At 63.8% G+C, this 22,284-nt stretch carries 22 protein-coding genes; 9 read left to right on the plus strand and 13 right to left on the minus strand.

Annotation, left to right across the window (positions count from 1 at the left end):
- Positions 1 to 4: 4 nt before the first annotated feature.
- From era to lepA, 5 genes are all read right to left on the minus strand, one after another.
- Positions 5 to 907, minus strand: a complete 903-nt coding sequence (era, locus tag LOY33_RS19980; protein WP_043862024.1) for a GTPase Era — start codon at positions 905 to 907, stop codon at positions 5 to 7.
- On the minus strand, positions 900 to 1,589 hold the full coding sequence (rnc, locus tag LOY33_RS19985; RefSeq protein ID WP_043862025.1) for a ribonuclease III: 690 nt from the start codon (positions 1,587 to 1,589) through the stop codon (positions 900 to 902). The genes era and rnc overlap by 8 nt, the downstream gene beginning before the upstream one ends.
- Entirely contained in the window at positions 1,586 to 1,726 is a 141-nt protein-coding gene (locus LOY33_RS19990) for a hypothetical protein (RefSeq protein WP_156326207.1), read from the minus strand. The genes rnc and LOY33_RS19990 overlap by 4 nt, the downstream gene beginning before the upstream one ends.
- A gap of 96 nt (positions 1,727 to 1,822) precedes the next feature.
- Entirely contained in the window at positions 1,823 to 2,677 is an 855-nt protein-coding gene (lepB, locus tag LOY33_RS19995) for a signal peptidase I (RefSeq protein ID WP_043862027.1), read from the minus strand.
- Between the two features lie 5 nt (positions 2,678 to 2,682).
- Entirely contained in the window at positions 2,683 to 4,482 is a 1,800-nt protein-coding gene (gene lepA / locus LOY33_RS20000) for a translation elongation factor 4 (RefSeq protein WP_258659841.1), read from the minus strand.
- Between the two features lie 178 nt (positions 4,483 to 4,660).
- On the opposite strand from lepA, the gene LOY33_RS20005 reads away from it, so the two are divergent.
- Positions 4,661 to 5,944, plus strand: coding sequence for a hypothetical protein (locus LOY33_RS20005; protein WP_258659844.1), 1,284 nt, complete (start codon positions 4,661 to 4,663; stop codon positions 5,942 to 5,944).
- A 71-nt stretch (positions 5,945 to 6,015) separates the two neighbouring features.
- On the opposite strand, the gene LOY33_RS20010 is transcribed toward LOY33_RS20005, so the two are convergent.
- From LOY33_RS20010 to rpoE, 4 genes are all read right to left on the minus strand, one after another.
- Positions 6,016 to 7,395, minus strand: a complete 1,380-nt coding sequence (locus LOY33_RS20010) for a DegQ family serine endoprotease (RefSeq protein WP_370409179.1) — start codon at positions 7,393 to 7,395, stop codon at positions 6,016 to 6,018.
- Between the two features lie 300 nt (positions 7,396 to 7,695).
- Positions 7,696 to 8,661, minus strand: a complete 966-nt coding sequence (locus tag LOY33_RS20015; protein ID WP_043862031.1) for a MucB/RseB C-terminal domain-containing protein — start codon at positions 8,659 to 8,661, stop codon at positions 7,696 to 7,698.
- A gap of 12 nt (positions 8,662 to 8,673) precedes the next feature.
- Entirely contained in the window at positions 8,674 to 9,267 is a 594-nt protein-coding gene (locus tag LOY33_RS20020) for a sigma-E factor negative regulatory protein (RefSeq protein ID WP_043862032.1), read from the minus strand.
- Positions 9,268 to 9,298: 31 nt separating this feature from the next.
- Positions 9,299 to 9,880, minus strand: a complete 582-nt coding sequence (gene rpoE / locus LOY33_RS20025; protein WP_010220971.1) for an RNA polymerase sigma factor RpoE — start codon at positions 9,878 to 9,880, stop codon at positions 9,299 to 9,301.
- A gap of 449 nt (positions 9,881 to 10,329) precedes the next feature.
- On the opposite strand from rpoE, the gene nadB reads away from it, so the two are divergent.
- Positions 10,330 to 11,946 (plus strand): L-aspartate oxidase, encoded by a 1,617-nt coding sequence (gene nadB / locus LOY33_RS20030; RefSeq protein ID WP_054914774.1) that lies wholly within the window; start codon positions 10,330 to 10,332, stop codon positions 11,944 to 11,946.
- Here the strand turns inward: nadB and LOY33_RS20035 are convergent.
- Together LOY33_RS20035 and LOY33_RS20040 are read right to left on the minus strand one after the other, a co-directional pair.
- Positions 11,915 to 12,367 (minus strand): protein YgfX, encoded by a 453-nt coding sequence (locus LOY33_RS20035; RefSeq protein WP_043862034.1) that lies wholly within the window; start codon positions 12,365 to 12,367, stop codon positions 11,915 to 11,917. The two genes, nadB and LOY33_RS20035, sit on opposite strands and share 32 nt — an antisense overlap.
- Positions 12,351 to 12,608 carry a succinate dehydrogenase assembly factor 2 gene (locus LOY33_RS20040; protein ID WP_043862035.1) on the minus strand — a complete coding sequence of 86 codons (258 nt, stop codon included), beginning with the start codon at positions 12,606 to 12,608 and terminating at the stop codon, positions 12,351 to 12,353. The genes LOY33_RS20035 and LOY33_RS20040 overlap by 17 nt, the downstream gene beginning before the upstream one ends.
- 134 nt (positions 12,609 to 12,742) lie before the next feature.
- Here LOY33_RS20040 and LOY33_RS20045 point away from each other — a divergent pair, with 134 nt between their 5' ends.
- Both LOY33_RS20045 and LOY33_RS20050 read left to right on the plus strand, forming a co-directional pair.
- Positions 12,743 to 13,684 (plus strand): folate-binding protein YgfZ, encoded by a 942-nt coding sequence (locus LOY33_RS20045; RefSeq protein WP_043862036.1) that lies wholly within the window; start codon positions 12,743 to 12,745, stop codon positions 13,682 to 13,684.
- Positions 13,685 to 13,742: 58 nt separating this feature from the next.
- Positions 13,743 to 14,549, plus strand: a complete 807-nt coding sequence (locus LOY33_RS20050) for an HDOD domain-containing protein (protein WP_054914777.1) — start codon at positions 13,743 to 13,745, stop codon at positions 14,547 to 14,549.
- On the opposite strand, the gene LOY33_RS20055 is transcribed toward LOY33_RS20050, so the two are convergent.
- Both LOY33_RS20055 and LOY33_RS20060 read right to left on the minus strand, forming a co-directional pair.
- A complete protein-coding gene (locus LOY33_RS20055; protein WP_043860097.1) occupies positions 14,550 to 15,932 on the minus strand; it encodes a sensor histidine kinase in 1,383 nt (460 codons plus the stop codon).
- Positions 15,925 to 16,596, minus strand: coding sequence for a response regulator (locus LOY33_RS20060; protein WP_043860096.1), 672 nt, complete (start codon positions 16,594 to 16,596; stop codon positions 15,925 to 15,927). The genes LOY33_RS20055 and LOY33_RS20060 overlap by 8 nt, the downstream gene beginning before the upstream one ends.
- 202 nt (positions 16,597 to 16,798) lie before the next feature.
- Here LOY33_RS20060 and LOY33_RS20065 point away from each other — a divergent pair, with 202 nt between their 5' ends.
- From LOY33_RS20065 to LOY33_RS20085, 5 genes are all read left to right on the plus strand, one after another.
- Complete coding sequence (locus tag LOY33_RS20065; protein ID WP_043860095.1) at positions 16,799 to 18,088, plus strand: OprD family porin; 1,290 nt, start codon at positions 16,799 to 16,801, stop codon at positions 18,086 to 18,088.
- Between the two features lie 35 nt (positions 18,089 to 18,123).
- Positions 18,124 to 19,104, plus strand: coding sequence for a tripartite tricarboxylate transporter substrate binding protein (locus tag LOY33_RS20070; protein ID WP_043860094.1), 981 nt, complete (start codon positions 18,124 to 18,126; stop codon positions 19,102 to 19,104).
- A gap of 127 nt (positions 19,105 to 19,231) precedes the next feature.
- Complete coding sequence (locus tag LOY33_RS20075; protein WP_043860093.1) at positions 19,232 to 19,690, plus strand: tripartite tricarboxylate transporter TctB family protein; 459 nt, start codon at positions 19,232 to 19,234, stop codon at positions 19,688 to 19,690.
- 1 nt (position 19,691) lies between these two features.
- Complete coding sequence (locus LOY33_RS20080) at positions 19,692 to 21,206, plus strand: tripartite tricarboxylate transporter permease (RefSeq protein ID WP_043860092.1); 1,515 nt, start codon at positions 19,692 to 19,694, stop codon at positions 21,204 to 21,206.
- On the plus strand, positions 21,199 to 22,242 hold the full coding sequence (locus tag LOY33_RS20085; RefSeq protein ID WP_043860091.1) for an AbrB family transcriptional regulator: 1,044 nt from the start codon (positions 21,199 to 21,201) through the stop codon (positions 22,240 to 22,242). Before LOY33_RS20080 ends, LOY33_RS20085 begins: the two co-directional genes overlap by 8 nt.
- Positions 22,243 to 22,284 lie beyond the last annotated feature (42 nt).

A 22,284-nucleotide genomic window follows, 5' to 3' on the forward strand; every position in this document is an offset into this window, starting at 1 on the left:
GCAATCAGAGGTCGCCGTAGCCCAGCGAACGCAGGGCGCGCTCGTCGTCGGACCAGCCACCCTTGACCTTGACCCACAGGTTCAGCATGACCTTGGCGTCGAACAGCAGCTCCATGTCCTTGCGCGCCTCGGTGCCGATGCGCTTGATGCGCTCGCCCTTGTCGCCAATGATGATCTTCTTCTGGCCGTCACGCTCGACCAGGATCAGTGCATGGATATGCAGCACGTTGCCCTGCTGCTTGAATTCCTCGATCTCGACGGTGATCTGGTACGGCAGCTCGGCGCCGAGCTGGCGCATGATCTTCTCGCGTACCAGTTCGGCAGCCAGGAAGCGGCTGCTGCGGTCGGTGATCTGGTCTTCGGGGAAGAAGTGCTCGTTTTCCGGCAGGTGCTTGGCAATCAGCGCTTCGAGGGCATCGAGGTTGTGCCCGTGCTGCGCCGAGACCGGCACGATCTCGGCGTTGGGCAGTTGCTCCTGCAGCCATTGCAGGTGCGGCATCAGCTCGGCCTTGTCCTCGATGCGGTCGGTCTTGTTGATGGCCAGGATCACCGGGCCCTGCACGTACTGCACGCGCTCGAGCACCAGTTGGTCCTCGTCGGTCCACTTGGTGCGATCGACCACGAAGATCACCACGTCGACGTCTTTCAACGCCGCCGAGGCGGTACGGTTCATGTAGCGGTTGAGCGCCTTCTCGTTGCCCTTGTGCATGCCGGGGGTATCGACGTACACCGCCTGCACATCACCTTCGGTCTTGATCCCGAGCATGTTGTGGCGGGTGGTCTGCGGCTTGCGCGAGGTGATCGCGAGCTTCTGCCCGAGGATGTGGTTGAGCAGCGTCGACTTGCCCACGTTGGGGCGGCCGACGATGGCGACGTAGCCGCAACGGGTAGTGTTCTGTTCAGTCATTGCCATTCTCCACGCCCAGGGCGATCAGTGCTGCGGCGGCCGCGACCTGCTCGGCGATACGCCGGCTCACGCCCTGCCCTCGGCTTTTTTCAGTCAACAGGGTCACTTCGCATTCGACGAAAAACGTCCGGCAATGGGGTTCACCCTGGATATCCACCACTTCGTAGCGGGGCAGTTCGCAGGCCCGCGACTGCAGAAACTCCTGCAGGCGGGTTTTCGGGTCCTTGTTGGTGTCGACCAGGGTCAGGCTCTCGAACTCACCGGCCAGCCATGCCAGCACGCGATCGCGTGCGGTGTGCATGTCCGAGTCCAGGTAGATCGCACCGATCAGCGCCTCGAGGGCATCGGCCAGGATCGACTCGCGCCGGAACCCGCCGCTTTTCAGCTCGCCCGAGCCCAGGCGCAGGTACTCGCCCAGGTCGAAACCGCGGGCCAGCACGGCCAGGGTTTCACCCTTGACCAGGCGGGCGCGCAGGCGCGACAGCTGGCCTTCGCGGGCCTGGGGGAAGCGCTCGAACAGGGCCTCGCCGGCGACGAAGTTGAGGATCGCATCACCAAGGAACTCCAGCCGTTCGTTGTTGCGGCCGGCAAAGCTGCGATGCGTGAGGGCCAGCAGCATCAGCTCCTGGTTCTTGAAGGTGTAGCCGAGCTGGCGCTCGAGGCGGCTCAAGGAAACGCTCACAGTGTACCCACGCGCTGTTCGTGGTCGATTTTCAGCAGCGGCGCCAGGGCGCCGGGCTCACACAGTTCTGTCCGGCTCGAAGCCGACGGGGTTAACGCGTTGTTCAAATGCAAATCCTGAAAGACGGTTTTGTTCATGCCTGACGTCCGGCCGGGGCGCGTCTTGTGGACGCCCTTGTACAGCCTATGCCAGAAAAGCATTCGGCGCTGTCGAAGGACAGCGCCGTTAGGGTGTTACTTGATCAGGCCAACCCGCGAAAGGCTCGGGAAGTGGCTGAGCTTGGGCTCTGGCCAGCTCATCCAGATGGCGAAGGCCTTGCCGACGATGTTCTTGTCGGGAACCATGCCCAGCAGCTCCTTGGGAATGTTGGGGTCATCCCAGTAGCGACTGTCGTTGGAGTTGTCGCGGTTGTCGCCCATCATGAAGTAGTGCCCGGCAGGCACCACCCACTGCTGGTCCGGCGGCATGCGATAGCGGCTCATCTCCTTGCGGATCAGGTGCTCGGCCTCGCCCAGCTTCTCCTTGTACAGCTCGGCGCTGCCCAGGGTGCCCGGCTCGCTGCCGACCAGTTGCTCGGCAATCGGCTGGCCGTTGACGAACAGACGCTTGTCGCTGGTGTAGCGCACCTGGTCGCCCGGCAGGCCGACCACACGCTTGATGTAGTTGACGTTCGGGTCGCTCGGGTAGCGGAACACCATCACATCGCCACGCTGCGGGTCACCGACCTCGATGACCTTCTTGTCGATCACCGGCAGGCGGATGCCGTAGGAGAACTTGTTCACCAGGATGAAGTCGCCCACTTCCAGGGTCGGCTTCATCGACCCCGAAGGGATCTGGAACGGCTCGACCAGGAACGAGCGCAGCACCAGCACGATGAACAGCACCGGGAAGAACGACTTGCCGTACTCGACCAGCAACGGCTCCTTGTTCAACTGCTCGACCACCGCCATCTCGGGCTGGCTGACGCTGCCCTGATAGGTGTTGATCGCCGTGCGCCGGCGCGGGGCCAGGAACAGCAGATCGATCAGGGCCAGCAGTCCACACACGGCAACGGCGATGACTAGCAACAGCGGGAAATTTAGTGACATAGGACCTAGCTATCCAACCTGAGCACGGCGAGGAAGGCTTCCTGTGGAATTTCCACGTTGCCCACCTGTTTCATGCGTTTCTTACCGGCTTTCTGCTTTTCCAACAGCTTGCGCTTACGGCTAACGTCGCCACCGTAGCATTTGGCCAGTACGTTCTTTCTGAGCGCCTTGACAGTGGTACGCGCCACAATCTGCCCGCCAATGGCGGCCTGGATTGCCACATCGAACATCTGCCGCGGGATCAGTTCCTTCATCTTCTCGGTCAACGCGCGGCCTTTGTAGTGCGCATTGTCACGGTGCACGATCAATGCCAGGGCATCGACCTTGTCGCCGTTGATCAGTACATCGAGCTTGACCAGGTTGGCCGACTGATACCGGTCGAAATGGTAGTCCAGCGAAGCATAGCCGCGGCTGGTGGATTTGAGGCGGTCGAAGAAGTCCAGTACCACTTCGTTCATCGGCAGGTCGTAGCGCACCTGCACCTGGGAACCGAGGAACTGCATGTCGCGCTGTACGCCACGCTTCTCGATGCACAGGGTGATGACGTTGCCCAGGTGCTCCTGCGGCACGAGGATGGTGGCGGCCACGATCGGCTCGCGGAAGTCTTCCACCGACGACACGTCCGGCAGCTTGGACGGGTTGTCGACGTAGATGGTTTCACCGGTCTTGAGCTTGACCTCGAAGATCACGCTCGGCGCGGTGGTGATCAGGTCCAGGTCGTACTCGCGCTCCAGGCGCTCCTGGATGATCTCCATGTGCAGCATGCCGAGGAAGCCGCAACGGAAGCCGAAGCCCAGTGCGTCGGAGCTTTCGGGCAGGTACTGCAGCGACGAGTCGTTCAGGGTCAGCTTTTGCAGCGCGTCACGAAAATCTTCGAAATCTTCGGAACTGACCGGGAACAGGCCGGCATATACCTGGGGCTGGATACGTTTGAAGCCTGGCAGCACTTCCACGTCGGGCGTGGAACTGAGGGTCAGGGTGTCACCGACCGGTGCACCGTGAATGTCCTTGATGCTGGCGATGATGAAGCCCACTTCTCCAGCCTTGAGGTCGGCGGTGGCGGTGTGCTTGGGGTTGAACACGCCCACGCTGTCGACCAGGTGCACCTTGCCGGTGGACTTGACCAGAATCTTGTCGCCCTTCTTGACCCGGCCATGGCGCACGCGCACCAGGGACACGACGCCCAGGTAGTTGTCGAACCAGGAGTCGATGATCAGCGCCTGCAGCGGTGCATCGATGTCGCCGGTAGGGGCCGGAATGGTCTGCACCAGGCGCTCGAGCACCTCGTCCACGCCCATGCCGCTCTTGGCACTGCAGGCCACGGCTTCGGTGGCGTCGATGCCGATGATCTTCTCGATCTCGTCCTTGACGCGGTCCGGATCGGCCTGGGGCAGGTCCATCTTGTTCAGTACCGGCATGACCTCCAGGCCCTGCTCGATGGCGGTGTAGCAGTTGGCGACCGACTGGGCCTCCACGCCCTGGCCGGCATCGACCACCAGCAGCGCGCCTTCGCAGGCGGCCAGCGAACGGCTGACTTCATAGGTGAAGTCGACGTGGCCGGGGGTGTCGATGAAGTTCAGCTGGTAGGTGATGCCGTCGTTCGCCTTGTAATACAGGGTAACGCTATGGGCTTTGATGGTGATCCCGCGCTCGCGCTCGAGGTCCATGGAGTCAAGTACCTGCGCTTCCATCTCGCGCGCGGTGAGGCCACCGCACATCTGGATGAAACGGTCGGCCAGGGTCGACTTGCCATGGTCAATGTGGGCGATGATGGAGAAATTGCGGATATGACTCAAATCACTCACGGGTCAACACTCAAAAAGGCTGCGGGGCGAACGCCCGCCGAAAAATAGCCGGGAATTGTACCTTATGAAGGGGCCAGCCGCCACGCCCGCCCCTCCAGTTTCATGGTGCCTGATATTTCTGTCAGTAGATGGCCGCTCGCGCAGACCCGAATATAGGGCACCAGACGGAGAAATGGCCATGGCACATGTTCAACCAGCAGTCCCCGGAAGCCCCGATACGAGCTTTGGTGACAACGGCGAGCGCTCCCTACCGCAAATTGCGGACACCGATCGTTTCATCACTGATGTGGCAATACACGATGACACAATCACCGTGTGTGGCCTGACCGGGGACCACGAGCAGTCCCGCTATACCTTGCTTCGCTTCGATGATAAAGGTGATCTGGACCCGACGTTCGGCAACAAAGGGATAGTGTTCGGAACATTCGACCCGGTGGCCGAATCGGGCGCGGAAGCCATCGTCGTCGATGCCAACGCGAAGATATGGATGCTGGGATGGGTGAACAGCGCCGGCAAGCCCCACAGACTGGTGGTGGCACGTTTCGACGCGCAGGGCGCGCTGGACACCAGCTATGCCTCCCCCCACGGTTACCTTGCCCTGGATCAGGACAACAGCCTTCATCTGAAGCTGCATTCCACGTCACTCCAGCTGCGGGCCGGACACCTGCTCGCCAGTGCTACGCTGGAGTCGGATTGGCTGGCTACCCATGCTTGCGTCTATCGACTGGATCTTGCCGGCAATGCCGGTTTCCCGAGCGGTCAGTTCATCGAGATCACGCACCCTTCCGGGACGGTGCAGATCGCCAATGTCATTGCGCAGGAAAGCACATTTCTCGTTGCCGGAACCTTGCGCAACGGGCCTGAGACCCGAGGCTTCATCGCACGCTTCAGAAACGACGGCACACCCGACCCGTCCTTTGGCGACCGATACGGTTTCAAGCTGTATGAATCCCCGCTGTCGCGCTGGCTGCACTGGTTGCCGCGCTGGCTCCGCTGGCTTGCTCCGCGTCGAAACGCCAACATCCGCTTCAACACGCTGATTCAACGCCCCGATGGCCACCTGATCGTCGCGGGGAACCTGCCCGGCGAGCGCCCCGAAGACACCAACGCCATGACTTGGCAATTCGATGCCGAAGGTGTGAGGGACGCGACCTATAACCACGGCAACCCGACGGTGCTGACCTTCAACACGCACAACGAAGACGAATGGGAAGCCGCAGCGCTGCACCAGGACGGCAAGCTGGTGGTGTTTGGCCTGGGCGGTCAGCGCATCTACCGTGCCCGCTATACAGTCCATGGCCGACTGGATACTGCCTTTGGCAACCAAGGTATCGCCTTCCAGGACTACCCCAAGGACAGAAAGATGATCGCCGTCGCAATGACGCCCGCCGCCACACTGCTTGGCTTGAACAGCCAGCACGCATGGGGTTTCTCCGGTCTTCTGGCACGCTTTCGCAATTGACTGCGCGCCCATGAAAAAGCCCGACGCATCGGCGTCGGGCTTTTTCTTACCGCGACCTTCTCGGTCAGGCCTTACTCGGCCAGCTTGAAGGTGATGAAACTGGCACGGCCCTGACGCAGCACGCGCATCGACACCGAACGGTTCTTCGGCAGTTCCTTGGCGATTTCGGTGAAGTTCTTCGCCGAAAGGATGGCCTGGTTGTTCAAGTGGCTGATGACGTCACCGGGACGCAGGCCGATCATCGCGGCCGGACCATCCTGCACTTCCTTGATGACCACGCCGCCCTTGAGCTCCAGAGTCTTTTTCTGCTCTGCGGTCAGGTCGGCTACCGATACGCCCAGGCGGTTGCTGCTGCGCTCGACGCCGCCATTGGCACCGGTGGTCACGTCCTGATCTTCATCGGGCAGTGCACCGATGGTCACGTCCAGGTTCTGGCGCTTGCCGTTGCGGATGATCTCCAGCTTGGCCTTGGCGCCATCTTTCAGGCCACCGACCAGGTGCGGCAGGTCAGCCGACATGACGATCGGCTGACCGTTCATGCTCAGGATCACGTCGCCCACCTGCAGGCCGCCCTTGGCTGCCGGACCATCTTCCAGCACCTGGGCCACCAATGCGCCGGCCGGTTTGTCCAGGCCGAAGGATTCGGCCAGGTCCTTGTTGACCTCCTGGATCACCACGCCCAGCCAGCCACGGCTGACCTTGCCGTCCTTTTTCAGCTGGTTGGAAACATCCAGTGCAACATCGATCGGGATAGCGAACGACAGGCCCATGAAGCCACCCGAGCGGGTGAAGATCTGCGAGTTGATGCCGACCACTTCGCCATTCATGTTGAACAGCGGGCCACCGGAGTTACCCGGGTTGATCGCAACGTCGGTCTGGATGAACGGCACGTAGGTGTCGTTGGGCAGGGTGCGGCCCTTGGCGCTGACGATACCCTTGGTCACCGAGTGATCGAAGCCGAACGGCGAACCGATGGCCAGCACCCACTCGCCCACCTTGAGTTTCTCGGAGTCGCCCAGCTTGACCGTGGGCAGGTTCTTGCCATCGACCTTCAGCAATGCCACGTCGGTACGCGGGTCGGTGCCGACCAGCTTGGCCTGCAGTTCGCTGCGGTCGGACAGGCGCACGATGATTTCATCGGCATCGGCCACCACGTGGTTGTTGGTGAGGATGTAGCCGTCGGCCGAAATGATGAAGCCCGAACCCAGCGACTGGGCCTCGCGCTGACGATCGCCACGGGGTGAGCGCGGGGCTTGCGGCATGTTGCGCTCGAAGAACTCGCGGAACATCGGCGGCAGGCCTTCGAGGTCTGGCATCTGGCCCGCAGCATACTTGCGATCAGGCAGCTTCTGCTTGGTACTGATGTTGACCACCGCCGGCGAGGCCTGCTCGACCAGGGTGGTGAAATCAGGCAGGGCTTCGGCCTGGGCGTTGAGCACCTGCCCGAGCATGAGCACGGCGGCGAACAGCGACAGATAGGATTTCAAGCGAGGTATTGACATACGGCTCCCGTCACAACGAGCGTGGTTAAGCAGTAGGGACCAGCCAACGCACAAAGCCCGGCAACATCCTCGAAAGGCTGCGACCAGGCTCGGTGGATCGGCATTGTTGATGCTGCAACAGCAGTAAAGGCCAGCCCCCGAAAGAACTGACCTATAGATAAATCTGGAGAATTTTGCAAATTCGAAGGCTTACGAATCATGTCAACGCCTTGGCGGCCCATCGATCATCAACGCATTACCTGTGGCTCGTCATTGGCTGGCGTGGGCGTCTTGGGCACGCATCGACAAGGCGACCCGCTCGGCGGTACCGATGGGGATCTCCCCTACCACGGTGACCACCACATCACCCTTGGGCGTGGTCAGCCGGCGCGAAACCGCGACCGTCGGGCCAAGCTGGGTACGGGCGTCGATGCCCGAATTGCCTGCAACCGGCTCCAGAAACACCGAGAAGCGTGCCAGGCCATCATCGTACATCAGGCTGCTGACGATGCTCTTGTGTTCCGGATCCTTGCGTACCGCGCTGTTGACCAGCTCGAAGCCGGGTGGCAACCAATCGGAACGCCATCCCGATGCGGCCTCGGCAACCTGCTGAGTGGCCTGTGCCACCGGCTTGCAGTTGCTGCTGGGCTGCAGTTGGGCATCGTCCGGCGCCTTGTCGGTCTCCAACCGGGTGAACTGGAAGCGCTCCAGCAGTTGCTCCTTGTCGTTGAGCAGCAACGACTTGAGGGGCAAACCCGACTGTCGATCCAGGTGCAGCTCGAAGGCATAACGATGCTGATCGCGCGGCCTGAGGGTGATGATCTCGACCTCGCGACCGGCCACCCGGGAGCGCCCTGCCACACTCAGGTCGTACCAGTTCATCAGCTTCAAGGGGTCCAGGACACGGGGCGAAGACTGCGCCGCATTGCCCACTCCTCGGGCCAGGGCGCCGCTCACGCACTGGGTACGTCCATCTACCCGCACAACCTCAAGGGCTGGGCCATCGAGTTGCAACAAGCGTTCACGAACCTTGCCTTCCTGCACCCGATGCCAGATGTCATGGGTGGAAAAGCTGCCGTTACGCTCGTAGACGAAAGTACCCTGATAACTCTGCTGCTGCTCGGCCTTGGCCAGACGGTTGAGCCAGTCTGCGGCATCAGTGGAGGAGTTGGCGGCCAGGGCCGGCACCGACAGACATCCTCCGAGCAAGAGCGGTAGTAGAGTTGGCGCGCGCATGATCCTCCTTACTCAGCGATTTTCCAGGCTGGCCGCACGGGCATAAGGCAGAGCACTTTCAGTCCCTTCCACGGCGGCTTCCTGAGCATGCTGGCGCAGGTAGCCCGGCAGACGTTCGTCCTGCCAGCCGCTTTGACCTTGCAGCACGCCATTGGCCATCGGGCCGGTCGGCTGTTCGGCACTCTCGGTGTAGCCTGCCAGTACTGCCGGGCCTTGTACCTGAGGTACGGTCACGCCTTGCTGCACAGGCTGCTGGGCAGCCAGTTGGGCACCGCTGATGTCGTCCTGGTTGTACAGGCGCACACCTGCCAGTACTGCAACGGTCACCGAAGCTGCAACAGCCAGACGACCCAGGCTGCGCCATGGACCACGGGCAACCTTGACCGGCGTGGCTTCGTCAGCCAGCGCGGCACTGACCGCGGCGGCGATATCCAGTTTTGGCAGCAGCAGTTCCTTGTGCATCGCTGCTCGGGCAACCTGGTAACGCGACCAGGTGGCACGGGTTTCATTGTCGTCGACGGCATTCAATACCCGACGCAACTCCAGTTCGTCCGCTTCGTTATCCATCACCGCGGACAGCGATTCCTGCAAAGCTTCACGACTCATGGCGGTTCCTCTCTTGGCTGTCGCCGCTGTCTCAGGTTTCCTGCAACAACGGCTGCAGGGCTTTATCTATGGCCTCCCGAGCGCGGAAAATTCGAGAGCGCACGGTACCCACCGGACACTGCATGACGCTCGCAATGTCCTCGTAACTCAGACCATCGAATTCACGTAAAGTTAACGCCGTACGCAAATCTTCTGGCAGCTGCTGGATGGTTCGGTGGACGGTGCCCTCGATTTCATCTCGTAACAGCGCGCGCTCTGGTGACTCGAGATCCTTGAGGCCATGATCGCCATCGTAAAATTCCGCATCCTCGGAACTGACATCACTGTCTGGCGGCCGTCGACCGCGGGATACCAGATAGTTTTTCGCCGTGTTGATCGCAATGCGGTACAGCCAGGTATAAAACGCACTGTCGCCACGGAAATTGCCAAGCGCACGGTAAGCCTTGATGAACGCTTCCTGTGCCACATCCTGGGCTTCATGGGTGTCGTGCACAAAACGCACGATCAACCCGAGAATCTTGTGCTGATACTTCAGCACCAACAGATCAAACGCTCGCCTGTCGCCACGCTGCACGCGCTCGACAAGCTGCTGATCCTCTTCCTGGGTTAGCATGAACACTCCTCGGTGGACCTGGAGGAGTGCTGCAGCGGCCATCGTTCAGGCTTGCAACCATAGACTCGGGCTTTTCGCAAAAGTTCTCCCCTCCAAGCAAGTTTCCTGCGGCCCTTGAACGGCTCGCACGAAAAACGCAGCACGGTCACGGCCGGCTGCGTCAATATTCTGGTCTCGTGTACGCAGGCAAAGCCGATATCAGCCCCAGGCCTCCCGTCGCCGCCGCGTCCTGGCATGCAGGCAACCTTCTATGGATAGGCAGGGTTCCAGGAAAGTTCCCACATGCAAGCATCAGGTCGCACCGCACGTCATGGAAATCAGGCCCTCGAGGCTGTTATAAAGGCAACCCAGCCCGTTTCACGATAGTTTCACAATGCCATAAACACCTGACTATTGTGCCGATACCCCCGTCCTTATACTAGTGGTCGCCTCGCTCGGATATCCCTGACATGAGCCAACAATTCCAACATGACGTTCTGGTGATCGGCAGCGGTGCCGCCGGCCTGAGCCTGGCCCTGAACCTCCCGGCGCACCTGCGCATCGCCGTACTGAGCAAAGGCGAGCTGGCCAACGGCTCGACCTTCTGGGCACAGGGCGGTGTTGCCGCCGTGCTCGACGACACCGACACGGTACAGTCCCACGTGGAGGATACGCTCAATGCCGGCGGCGGGCTGTGTCATGAAGACGCGGTGCGCTATACGGTCGAGCACAGTCGCGAGGCGATCCAGTGGCTGATCGACCAGGGCGTGCCGTTTACCCGTGACGAACAGGCCGGCGTCGATGAACGCGGCTTCGAGTTCCACCTGACCCGCGAGGGCGGCCACAGCCACCGGCGCATCATCCACGCGGCCGACGCCACTGGCGCGGCGATTTTCACCACGTTGCTGGAGCAGGCCCGCCAGCGCCCGAACATCGAGCTTCTGGAACAGCGCGTGGCGGTCGACCTGATCACCGAACGGCGCCTGGGCCAGGCCGGCGAGCGCTGCCTGGGAGCCTATGTGCTCAACCGTGCCAGCGGCGAGGTCGACACCTTTGGCGCCCGCTTCACCGCGCTGGCCACCGGCGGGGCGGCCAAGGTCTACCTCTATACCAGCAACCCGGACGGCGCCTGCGGCGACGGGATCGCCATGGCCTGGCGCGCCGGCTGCCGGGTGGCGAACCTGGAGTTCAACCAGTTCCACCCCACCTGCCTGTACCACCCGCAGGCCAAGAGCTTCCTGATCACAGAAGCACTGCGCGGTGAAGGCGCCCTGCTCAAGCTGCCCAACGGCGAGCGCTTCATGCCGCGCTTCGACCCGCGCGCCGAACTCGCCCCGCGCGACATCGTGGCCCGCGCCATCGACCATGAGATGAAGCGCCTGGGCGTCGACTGCGTGTACCTGGACATCAGCCACAAGCCTGCGGAGTTCGTCAAAAGCCACTTCCCGACCGTGTACGAACGCTGCCTCACCTTCGGTATCGACATCACCACCCAGCCGATCCCGGTGGTACCGGCGGCGCACTACACCTGTGGCGGCGTGATGGTCGACGACCACGGCCAGACCGACGTACCGGGGCTCTATGCCATTGGCGAAACCAGCTTCACCGGCCTGCACGGTGCCAACCGCATGGCCAGCAACTCGCTGCTCGAATGTTTCGTCTACGGCCGCTCGGCGGCAGCCGACATCCTCGCCAGGCTCGACAGCGTGGCCATGCCCCAGGCCCTGCCCTGCTGGGATGCCAGCCAGGTCACCGATTCGGACGAAGATGTGATCATTGCGCACAACTGGGACGAGCTGCGCCGGTTCATGTGGGACTACGTCGGCATCGTGCGCACCAGCAAGCGCCTGCAGCGCGCCCAGCACCGGGTACGTCTGCTGCTGGACGAAATCGACGAGTTCTACAGCAACTACAAGGTCAGCCGCGACCTGATCGAGCTGAGGAACCTTGCCCAGGTAGCGGAGCTGATGATCCGCTCGGCCATGCAGCGCAAGGAAAGCCGGGGCCTGCACTACACCCTGGACTACCCGGACATGCTGCCCGAAGCTCTGGACACTATTCTACGGCCACCCACCTACGCCGACTGAACTTCAACCGCAAGCGCAGGCGCCGGTGCAGCACCGGTTCCAGCGCATCGGGGGCGATGCACTGGCTCTGGCTGAACAGCCGCCCCGGCCGGCGATAACGCAGCACTACCAGGGCGGGCAAGGCGAGGCTGTCGCGGCGCAGTTGCACCTGCTGCCAGCCCGTGGCCGCGCTGAACAGGTGCCAGCCAGAAGGATCACGGCGCAGGCCGGTGACGGCACGCGGGTGGGTAAGCAGGATATGCCGGGGCACGACCCAGGCTGCGTGTGCCAGGCAAAGCGCCAGGCCAAGCAGGGTCATGTATAGCGAAATGGCCAGCAGGCACAGCGCGATCAGCGCCAGCAACTGGCATGCGAGGTAGGCCGCCAGCAGGGCCCTCGAGCCCTGCCAGCGACACTCGAAGCGGTCACTTGGGCTGGACACGGTCCAGGATCATGCGCACCATGCGCTGCAGCTCAGGGTCGTCGGACTCGCTGCGTTCCATGAACCAGCCGAACATGTCCTGGTCTTCACAGGTCAGCAGCCGGACATAGAGCGCGCGGTCGACGTCGTTCAAGGTGCTGTACACCTCCTGGGTAAACGGCACCAGCAGCACGTCCAGCTCCAGCATGCCGCGGCGGCTATGCCAGAAGAGCCGGTTGAGTTCAGATTGTTCGACGACCATGGAGCCCTCCTCAAATTGGCCGCCAGTATACAGGCCGAGCCTGTGAACGGCACAAGGCGTTGGTCTAGGTCGGCTACCTATTTTGCCGACAGCACTCTATGATGACCCCCAGTCCTGATTACCTGCGAAGACCCATGGCCGACTCCGCTTTTTTCTGCCCCCTGTCCCACGAGGGCGTCCTCGCCGTCCGCGGCTCTGACGCCGGCAAGTTTCTGCAAGGTCAACTGACCTGCAACATCAATTACCTCGACGAGCACACCTCCAGCCTCGGCGCGCGCTGCATGGTCAAAGGGCGCATGCAGTCGAGCTTTCGCATCGTGCCCCACGCCGACGGCTTCGTGCTGGCAATGACCCACGAACTGCTCGAGCCGCAACTGGCCGACCTGAAGAAGTACGCCGTGTTCTCCAAGGCCAAGCTCACCGACGAGAGCAGTGCCTGGGCGCGCTTCGGCCTGCAGCATGGCGACAAGGCGTTGCAGGCGCTGGGCATCGAGCCGCCGACGCAAGATGGCGCCATCAGCCGGCACGACCCCCTGTTCGCAATTGCCGTATCGCCGGGCCGCACCGAACTGTGGGTACCGGCCGAACAGGCCGCAGCCGTACGCGAGCAACTGGCCGAGCACCTCGACGAAGGCCCGCTGGACGCCTGGCTGCTGGGGCAGATCCGCGCCGGTATCGGCCAGGTGATGGCCCAGACCCGCGAACTGTTCATCCCGCAGATGATCAACCTGCAGGCCGTGGGTGGCGTCAGCTTCAAGAAGGGTTGCTATACCGGGCAGGAAATCGTCGCGCGCATGCAGTACCTGGGCAAGCTCAAGCGTCGCCTGTATCGCCTGGCCCTGGCCGAGGGAACTGCTCCGGCCCCTGGCACCGAGGTGTTCTCCCCTACCCATGCCTCATCGGTGGGTGAGGTGGTGCTGGCCGCCACGAGCGCGCAGGGCAGCGAGCTGCTGGCGGTGCTGACTGCCGATGCGGTAGCAGACGACAACCTGCACCTGGGCAGCCCCGAGGGCCCGCGCCTGGAACTGCTGAGCCTGCCTTACGAACTGGACCGCGATCGCGAAATCCAGCGCTGAGCCCACCTGCCCCGCCGCGTGTGGCGGTGGGGCCCCTGAATGCGCTAGAGAATCCACGATGAACACGCTGGCCCAGATCGTTGAAGCACAATTGCTCAGCGCCATCGACAACGATGACCTGGTGCTGCCGACCTTGCCGGAAGTGGCCCTGAGCATCCGCGAAGCGGCTGAAGACAGCGAGATCAGCGTCAGCACCCTGAGCAAGGTGATCGGCCGCGACGCCGCGTTGTCGGCACGCCTGATCAAGGTGGTCAACAGCCCCCTGTTGCGTGCGGCCACCGAAGTCACCGACCTGCAGACCGCCATCACCCGCATGGGTATCAACTACAGCTGCAACCTGGCCATCGGCCTGGTGATCGAGCAGATCTTCCATGCGCGCTCACCGGTGGTCGAACAGAAAATGCGTGAAATATGGGCCAAGAGCCTGGAAGTGGCCGGCATCAGCTATGAGCTGTGCCTGCGCTTCACCCAGCTCAAGCCCGACCAGGGCGCCCTCGCCGGGCTGGTCCACCAGATCGGCGCATTGCCGATCCTGACCTATGCCGAAGAACACAACGAACTGCTCTCCGACCCGGTCTGCCTGAACCATGTGATCGACCTGATCCACCCGGTACTGGGCGACAAGATCCTCAGCGTGTGGGAATTTCCCGAGCAACTGGCCGGGCTGCCGAGCCTGTCGCAGAACCTGGAGCGCAGCACCGACAAGCTCGACTATGTCGACATCGTGCAGATCGCGCGCACCCTCAGCGATGGCAACGAACATGCCCTGGCGCGCCTGCCGGCGATGCGTCACCTGAAGCTGCCACCCAACAGCCACCTGCAGGTCAGCGAGCTGATCGGCGCCAAGCACATGTTTCGCGCCTGATCAGTCGCCCGGGTTGAAGCTGACCCGAACCTTGAGCCCGCCGCGCTCGCCATCGTGCAGGCTGATCTGCGCCAGGTGTGCGCGGCAGATCTCACCGACGATGGCCAGCCCCAGGCCGGTGCCCTGCGCACTGCGCCGATAGAAGCGTTCGAACACCCGCTCGCGCTCCTGCGGGGGAATCCCCGGCCCGTCGTCCTCCACCTCCAGCACCGCCGGGGCCGTCACCCGCAGAATCACGTTGCCATTGGCCGGGGTGTGCGCCAGGGCGTTGTCCACCAGGTTGCTCAGCAATTCGTTGAGCAGCGTCGGCTCGCCGCGTATCCACACCGGCGCCTGTGCTTCCAGTGCCAATGCCACACCCCGTGCATGCGCCAGCGGCGCCATGGCCATGCCCAGCTCGCGGGCCAGCTGGCTGAGGTCGAGCAACTGTGCACCGCCCTCGGCAATGGCGCGCGCACCGTTCTCCACCCGTGCCAGCGACAGCAGCTGGTTGGCCAGGTGGGTCAGCTTGTCGGTGCCCTGGGCCGCCAGTTCGAGCGTGGTGCGCCACTCCTGCGGGTCCTTGGCGCGCAGGCCCAGTTCCACCCGCGCCTTGAGCGCCGCCAGGGGGGTGCGCAACTCGTGCGCGGCGTCGGCGATGAACTGCGCCTGGCGCTCGAACTGGCCCCGCAGGCGCTCGGTGAAGTGATTCAGTGCACGCACCAGCGGCCCCAGTTCGCGCTGAACCTGAACCACCGGCAGGGCGCGCAGGTCGTCGGGCTGGCGTTCTTCCACGGCGCTGCGCAGGCGCTCCAGCGGGCGCAATGCGGCGCTGACCGCAAACCACACCAGCAGCAACGCCCCCATCGCCAGCATGCCCAGGCGCAGCAGGGTATCGGCCATCAGGCTGCGGGCCATGCTCACGCGCGCCTCTTCGGTTTCGGCCACGCGGATCTCCGCCATGCCGTTCATGTTCGGCTCGCTCACCGCCTTGAGCAGGCTGACCACCCGCACGTCCTGGCCCAGGTAGCGCGCATCGTAGAAGCGCGCCAGGGCCGGATAGTCATCGGTACGCGGGGTATCGGGCGGCGGTGCGGGCAGGTTTTCGTAGCCGGAAATCAGGCGTTGATGGATGTCGTTGACCTGGTAGTAGATCCGCCCCGCGCTGTCGTAGGCAAAGGTGTCCAATGCCACGTAGGGCACATCGGCGCTGAGGGTGCCGTCGCGTTGCGAGAGCCCTGCGGCGATGGTGCGCGCCGAGGCCAGCAGGGTACGGTCATAGGCAGTGTCGGCGGCCTCGCGACCGTTCCAGTAGGCACTCAGCCCGCTGGCCACCATCAGCACCACCAGCAGCAGGGCGAGGTTCCACAGCAGGCGCCCGCGCAGGCTGCCGGCGTCACGCATCACGGTGCTCGAGCAGATAGCCCAGCCCACGGAAGGTGACGATCGCCACGGCATGCCCGTCGAGCTTCTTGCGCAGGCGGTGCACGTAGATCTCGATGGCGTCGGGGCTGGCCTCCTCGTCCAGGCCGAACACCTGCGCCGCCAGTTGCTCCTTGCTCATCACCCTGCCAGGGCGGGCGATCAGCGCCTCGAGCACGGCCTGTTCGCGGGAGGTCAGGGCCAACAGCTCGCCCCCCAGGGTGAAGCGCCGGGTATCCAGGTCGTACACCAGCGGGCCGCAGGTCTGCTGGCGCTCGCCACCGAGCACGCTGCGGCGCAGCAGGGCCTTGACCCGCGCCTCCAGCTCGGTCAGTTCGAACGGCTTGGCCAGGTAGTCGTCAGCCCCCAGGTTCAGGCCGTGCACCCGGTCCTTGACGTCGCTGCGGGCGGTCAGCATCAGCACCGGCACGGTCTTGCCGCGGGCCCGCAGGCGCGCCAGCACCTCGAAGCCGTCCATGCGCGGCAGGCCCACATCGAGCACCGCCACGGCATATTCCTCGCTGGCCAGGGCCAGGTCGGCAGCAACTCCATCGTGCAGCACATCCACCGTCAGGCCTGTGCTCTTGAGGGCCTGGGCCACGCTCTCAGCCAGTTGCAGATGGTCTTCGACGAGCAGTACACGCATCGATTTCTCCTGGTCGTGTCGCGTTCAATGGCGCGGAGTTTACAGCGCGGCGGGCGCCTGTGAAGCCATCGAAACATTGAAAGGCCACTGAAAGGTTAGCGAAAGGTTGAGCCCCTAGCATCGCCTGACGGCCCGTTGTACAGGCCGTAGATCGAACCGAAGCGTTCGACCCGAATAAGAACAATAACGGAGTCACCCCACGATGCTGTCCACCCAGCCTCAGGCGCCTGCGCCTGCCCGTCGCCTGCACCCTCGTCCCTCTGCCATCGCCAGTGCCCTCGCCTTTGTCGGCGTCGCCCCGCTGAGCCAGGCCGCGTTCGTCGAAGACAGCACCGCCACCTTCGAAACACGCACCATGTACTTCAACCGCGATTTCCACAACGAGCCCAGCACCACACAATCCAAGCGCGAGGAATGGGCCCAGGGCTTCATGCTCAACCTGGAATCGGGCTACACCGAAGGCACCGTCGGCTTCGGCGTCGACGCCCTGGGCATGCTCGGGGTCAAGCTCGACTCCGGCAAGGGCCGCACCGGCACCGGCCTGCTGCCAACCCATGACAACGGGCGCGCCGCCGACGAGTACTCCAAGCTCGGCCTGACCGGCAAGGTCAAGGTGTCGGCCACCGAGCTGAAGGTCGGTACGCTGATCCCGCAAACGCCCACCCTGCGCCCCAACGACGGGCGTATCCTGCCGCAGACGTTCGAGGGCGGGCTGCTGACCTCCCAGGAAATCAGGCACCTGACCTTCACCGGTGGCCGCCTTGAAAAGGTCAAGGACCGCAACGACACCAACAAGGAAGACATCGCCCTCAACAACAAGAACGGTCGCTTCCTGGGCACGGCCGAAGGCAACCATTTCGACATGGCCGGAGTGGACTACAAGCTCACCGACCGCATCACCGGCAGCTATCACTTCGCCCAGCTCGACGACGTGTACCGCCAGCACTTCGTCGGCCTGCTCGCGACCCAGCCGTTCGGCCCGGGCACCTTCGGCGCCGATGTGCGTGTGGCGTTCAGCGGCGACCAGGGCCAGGCCCGCGGCGGCAGGATCGACAACACCGCCTTCGGCAGCCTGTTCAGCTATGCCCTCGGCGGCCACAAGCTGAGCACCGGCTACCAGCGCCTGTCGGGCGACAGCGCCTTCCCCTACGTCGATGGCGCCGACCCCTACCTGGTCAACTTCGTGCAGATCAACGACTTCGCCCAGGCCGACGAGCGCTCCTGGCAAGTGCGCTACGACTACGACTTCGCCAAGCTCGGCGTACCCGGCCTGAGCTTCATGAGCCGCTACCTCAGTGGCGACAACGTCAGCCGAGCCGGCGGTGGCGAAGGCAAGGAGTGGGAGCGCAATACCGAATTCAAGTACGTGGTACAGAGCGGCGCCCTGAAGAACGTCGCCGTGCGCCTGCGTAACGCCACCTTCCGTTCCAACTTCTCCCGCGACGCCGACGAAGTGCGGCTGCTGGTGAGCTACAGCGTGGCGCTTTGGTAATCCGCCCATAACAACAATGTTCACGGAGACTGACGATGACTTTTTCACTGCGCAAGATCGCCCTGGCCACCGGCTGCCTGCTGCTGGCCGGCAACGTGCTGGCCGCCGAACCCAAACGCCCCGAGTGCATTGCCCCGGCCTCGCCCGGCGGCGGCTTTGACCTGACCTGCAAGCTGGTGCAGAGCGCGCTGCTCAACGAGAAGATCCTGAGCAAGCCGATGCGCGTCACCTACATGCCCGGCGGAGTCGGCGCGGTGGCCTACAACGCTGTGGTGGCCCAGCGCCCGGCCGACGCCGGCACGCTGGTGGCGTGGTCCAGCGGTTCGCTGCTGAACCTGGCCCAGGGCAAGTTCGGCCGCTTCGACGAGAACGCAGTGCGCTGGCTGGCAGCGGTAGGCACCAGCTACGGCGCCATCGCGGTGAAAAAGGACTCGCCCTACAAGACCCTCGATGACCTGGTGGCGGCACTGAAAAAAGACCCTGGCAAGGTGGTGATCGGCTCGGGCGGCACCGTTGGCAGCCAGGACTGGATGCAGACCGCACTGATTGCCAAGGCCGCCGGCATCAACCCGCGCGACCTGCGCTATGTGGCACTGGAAGGCGGTGGCGAGATTGCCACCGCATTGCTGGGCGGGCACATCCAGGTGGGCAGCACGGACATCTCCGACTCGATGCCGCACATCCAGAGCGGCGACATGCGCCTGCTGGCGGTGTTCTCCCCCGAACGCCTGGACGAGCCCGAGATGAAGGACATCCCTACCGCCAAGGAACAGGGCTACGACATCGTCTGGCCAGTAGTACGCGGGTTCTACCTGGGGCCGAAGGTGAGCGACGAGGACTACGCCTGGTGGAAGGCATCGTTCGACACGCTGCTGGCCTCGGATGAATTCGACAAGCTGCGTGACCAGCGCGAGCTGTTCCCGTTCGCCATGACCGGTGAAGCGCTGGACGTGTATGTGAAGCAGCAGGTAGCGGACTACAAGGCACTGGCCCAGGAATTCGGACTGATCCAGTAACCCATCGCTTCACCTGTAGGAGCCGGCCTTGCCGGTGAATCACCGCGGTCCCGCCAGGTCGGTGGCGCGTCATTCGCCGGCAAGGCCGGCTCCTACGGGTGCAGGTTTGCCCTTCGAGGATTCCCCCATGATCCTGCAACGCCTTTTCGCCCTGACCCTGCTGGCCGCCTGCGCCGCACTGGCCGTCATGGCCTGGCCCTACCAGGCCGCCTTCTCCTACGAACCGGTCGGCCCGCGCGCCTATCCGTTGCTGATGCTCGGCCTGATGGCCATCGCTCTGCTCTACCTGGCGATCCGTCCCACGCCCATCGTGCGCAAGGACGACGAACCAGAGCTGGACCGCGCCAGCCTGATCAAGATCGGCCTGTGCACCGGCCTGCTGCTGGTGTTCGCCGCCACCTTCGAATCCCTGGGCTTCATCCTCAGCAGCACGCTGATCGGCATCCCCATGGCGCGCCTGTACGGAGGACGCTGGCTGCCCAGTGCGGTCATCGTCGGATTGATGAGCATCGCCCTGTACCTGCTGTTCGACCGTGCCATGGATGTGCCCCTGCCCCTGGGCCTGCTCGACGTTCTGGAGAATTGACATGGATACTTTCAGCTACCTCGGCCAGGGCTTCGGCGTCGCCCTGAGCCCCTACAACCTGGTGACTGCACTGTGCGGCACCCTGATCGGTACGGTGGTCGGCCTGCTGCCGGGCCTGGGCCCGATCAACGGCGTGGCGCTGCTGATCCCCATCGCGTTCGCCCTGGGCCTGCCGCCGGAATCGGCGCTGATCCTGCTGGCCGCGGTGTACCTGGGCTGCGAATACGGCGGGCGCATCAGCTCGATCCTGCTCAACATCCCCGGTGAAGCCTCCACCGTGATGACCACCCTGGACGGCTACCCCATGGCTCGCCAGGGCCTGGCCGGGGTGGCGCTGTCGCTGTCGGCCTGGAGCTCGTTCATCGGTGCGTTCATCGCCACCTGCGGCATGGTGCTGTTCGCCCCGCTGCTGGCCAAGTGGGCGATCGCCTTCGGCCCGGCGGAGTATTTCGTGCTGATGGTGTTCGCCATCGTGGCACTGGGCGGCATGGCCGGCGACAAGCCGCTCAAGACCTTCATCGCCGCCCTGATCGGGCTGTTCCTTTCGGCCGTGGGCATCGACGCCAACAGCGGTGTGTACCGCTTCACCGGCGACAGCATCCACCTCACCGACGGCATCCAGTTCGTGGTGCTGGTGCTGGGCCTGTTCTCCATCAGCGAGATCCTGTTGCTGCTGGAAAAGACCCACCACGGGCACAAGGCCGTGGAAGCCACCGGACGCATGCTGTTCAACCTCAAGGAAGCCGCTTCGGTGTTCGTGGTGAACATCCGCTGCGGCCTGCTCGGCTTCTTCATGGGCGTGCTGCCCGGGGCCGGTGCGACCCTGGCCAGTGCCGTGGCGTACATGACCGAAAAACGCCTGGCCGGTGCCAGCGGCACCTTCGGCAAGGGTGACAAGCGCGGCCTGGCCGCTCCGGAAACCGCCATCGGCGCCTCCTGCTGCGGCGCCCTGGTGCCGATGCTGACCCTGGGCGTACCGGGCTCGGGTACCACGGCGGTGATGATCGGTGCCTTGAGCCTGTACAACATCACCCCCGGCCCGCTGCTGTTCGAACAGCAACCGGATATCGTCTGGGGCCTGATCGCCTCGCTGTTCATCGCCAACATCATGCTGGTGATCCTCAATATCCCCATGGTGCGCCTGTTCACCCGCATCCTGTCGGTGCCCAACTGGGCGCTGGTGCCGGTGATCGCGATCATCACCGCGATCGGCGTGTATGCGGTGCATGCCACCACCTTCGACCTGTTCCTGATGATCGGCATCGGCATCTTCGGCTACATCCTGCGCAAGCTGGACTTCCCGCTGTCGCCGCTGCTGCTGGGCTTCATTCTCGGCGGGCTGATGGAGCAGAACCTGCGCCGGGCGCTGTCGATCTCCAACGGTGAACTGGAGATTCTGTGGGCCAGCCCGATCAGCCTGGGGGTGTGGGCGATGGTCGCGTTGATGCTGACCCTGCCGCTGCTGCGTATATGGCGCCGCCGCAGCGCCCAGCGTCGTGCCCTGGCCGATGTCTGAATCCACCTTGCGCACCTGGTGGGCCACTCCACTGGTCGGCCTGGCCGGCGGATATCTCGCCAGCCTGGTCGGCTGGCCGCTGCCATGGATGGTCGGCTCGCTGCTGGCGGTGATTCTGGTGCGCTGCCTGACGCCCTGGCAGATCGGTGAAATACCCAACGGGCGCAAGTGCGGCCAGTGGATCATCGGCGTCGGCATCGGCCTGCACTTCACCCCCCAGGTGGTCGAACAGGTGGCCAGCCATTTCGGCTTGATCTTCTTCGGCGCGCTGATCACCAGCGTATCCAGCCTGATCGGCGTATGGCTGTTGCTGCGCACCGGTGAAGACCGGGCCACGGCGTTCTTTTCCAGCATGCCGGGCGGCTCGGGCGAGATGGTCAACCTGGGTGCACGCAACGGCGCAGTGCTCAGCCGCGTCGCCGCCGGGCAGAGCCTGCGGGTACTGGCGGTCGTGCTGTGCGTGCCCGCAGCGTTCAAGTTCCTGCTCGGCGACGGCGTACCGTTGAGCCATGCCGGTACGGTGGATGGTTACTGGCTGGCGTTGATCGCGCCGCTCGGGGTGCTGGCCGCACTGCTCTGGCAGCGCCTGCGCCAGCCCAACCCGTGGCTGTTCGGCCCGCTGCTGGTGGCCTCGAGCATCAGCATCGGCGCCAACCTGCACACCGGCCTGCCCGACGGCGCCAGCCAGCTCGGCCAGTGGCTGATCGGCAGCGGCCTGGGCTGTCACTTCAACCGCGCGTTCTTTCGTCGCGCGCCGTCATTTCTGGGCCGTACCCTGGTCGCCACGGCGCTGACCATGCTGCTGGCGGGCCTCGCGGCCTGGGCCTTGAGCGCGTTGACGGCGCTGGACCTGCGCTCGCTGACCCTGGGCATGATGCCCGGCGGTATCGCCGAAATGAGCCTGACCGCCGAAACCCTGCAACTGTCGGTACCGCTGGTGACCGCGCTGCAGGTGATGCGCCTGCTGTTCGTGCTGTTTCTGGCCGAGCCGTTGTTCCGGCACTGGGCGGGCGAACGAACATCCGCCAACCCCTGAAACGAGAAAAGGAAGCCGAGGCTTCCTTTTCTTTTCTACTGC

The organism is Pseudomonas sp. B21-036, assembly GCF_024748925.1.
GTDB lineage: Bacteria > Pseudomonadota > Gammaproteobacteria > Pseudomonadales > Pseudomonadaceae > Aquipseudomonas > Aquipseudomonas palmensis.

Bases quoted from the DNA above. Each gene is read 5' to 3' on its own strand.
- era (WP_043862024.1), bottom strand. From the start codon at position 907: ATGACTGAACAGAACACTACCCGTTGCGGCTACGTCGCCATCGTCGGC.
- LOY33_RS19990 (WP_156326207.1), bottom strand. From the start codon at position 1,726: ATGAACAAAACCGTCTTTCAGGATTTGCATTTGAACAACGCGTTAACC.
- lepB (WP_043862027.1), bottom strand. From the start codon at position 2,677: ATGTCACTAAATTTCCCGCTGTTGCTAGTCATCGCCGTTGCCGTGTGT.
- LOY33_RS20005 (WP_258659844.1), top strand. From the start codon at position 4,661: ATGGCACATGTTCAACCAGCAGTCCCCGGAAGCCCCGATACGAGCTTT.
- LOY33_RS20010 (WP_370409179.1), bottom strand. From the start codon at position 7,395: ATGCTCGGGCAGGTGCTCAACGCCCAGGCCGAAGCCCTGCCTGATTTC.
- LOY33_RS20015 (WP_043862031.1), bottom strand. From the start codon at position 8,661: ATGCGCGCGCCAACTCTACTACCGCTCTTGCTCGGAGGATGTCTGTCG.
- LOY33_RS20020 (WP_043862032.1), bottom strand. From the start codon at position 9,267: ATGAGTCGTGAAGCTTTGCAGGAATCGCTGTCCGCGGTGATGGATAAC.
- rpoE (WP_010220971.1), bottom strand. From the start codon at position 9,880: ATGCTAACCCAGGAAGAGGATCAGCAGCTTGTCGAGCGCGTGCAGCGT.
- nadB (WP_054914774.1), top strand. From the start codon at position 10,330: ATGAGCCAACAATTCCAACATGACGTTCTGGTGATCGGCAGCGGTGCC.
- LOY33_RS20040 (WP_043862035.1), bottom strand. From the start codon at position 12,608: ATGGTCGTCGAACAATCTGAACTCAACCGGCTCTTCTGGCATAGCCGC.
- LOY33_RS20045 (WP_043862036.1), top strand. From the start codon at position 12,743: ATGGCCGACTCCGCTTTTTTCTGCCCCCTGTCCCACGAGGGCGTCCTC.
- LOY33_RS20050 (WP_054914777.1), top strand. From the start codon at position 13,743: ATGAACACGCTGGCCCAGATCGTTGAAGCACAATTGCTCAGCGCCATC.
- LOY33_RS20055 (WP_043860097.1), bottom strand. From the start codon at position 15,932: ATGCGTGACGCCGGCAGCCTGCGCGGGCGCCTGCTGTGGAACCTCGCC.
- LOY33_RS20060 (WP_043860096.1), bottom strand. From the start codon at position 16,596: ATGCGTGTACTGCTCGTCGAAGACCATCTGCAACTGGCTGAGAGCGTG.
- LOY33_RS20065 (WP_043860095.1), top strand. From the start codon at position 16,799: ATGCTGTCCACCCAGCCTCAGGCGCCTGCGCCTGCCCGTCGCCTGCAC.
- LOY33_RS20070 (WP_043860094.1), top strand. From the start codon at position 18,124: ATGACTTTTTCACTGCGCAAGATCGCCCTGGCCACCGGCTGCCTGCTG.
- LOY33_RS20075 (WP_043860093.1), top strand. From the start codon at position 19,232: ATGATCCTGCAACGCCTTTTCGCCCTGACCCTGCTGGCCGCCTGCGCC.
- LOY33_RS20080 (WP_043860092.1), top strand. From the start codon at position 19,692: ATGGATACTTTCAGCTACCTCGGCCAGGGCTTCGGCGTCGCCCTGAGC.
- LOY33_RS20085 (WP_043860091.1), top strand. From the start codon at position 21,199: ATGTCTGAATCCACCTTGCGCACCTGGTGGGCCACTCCACTGGTCGGC.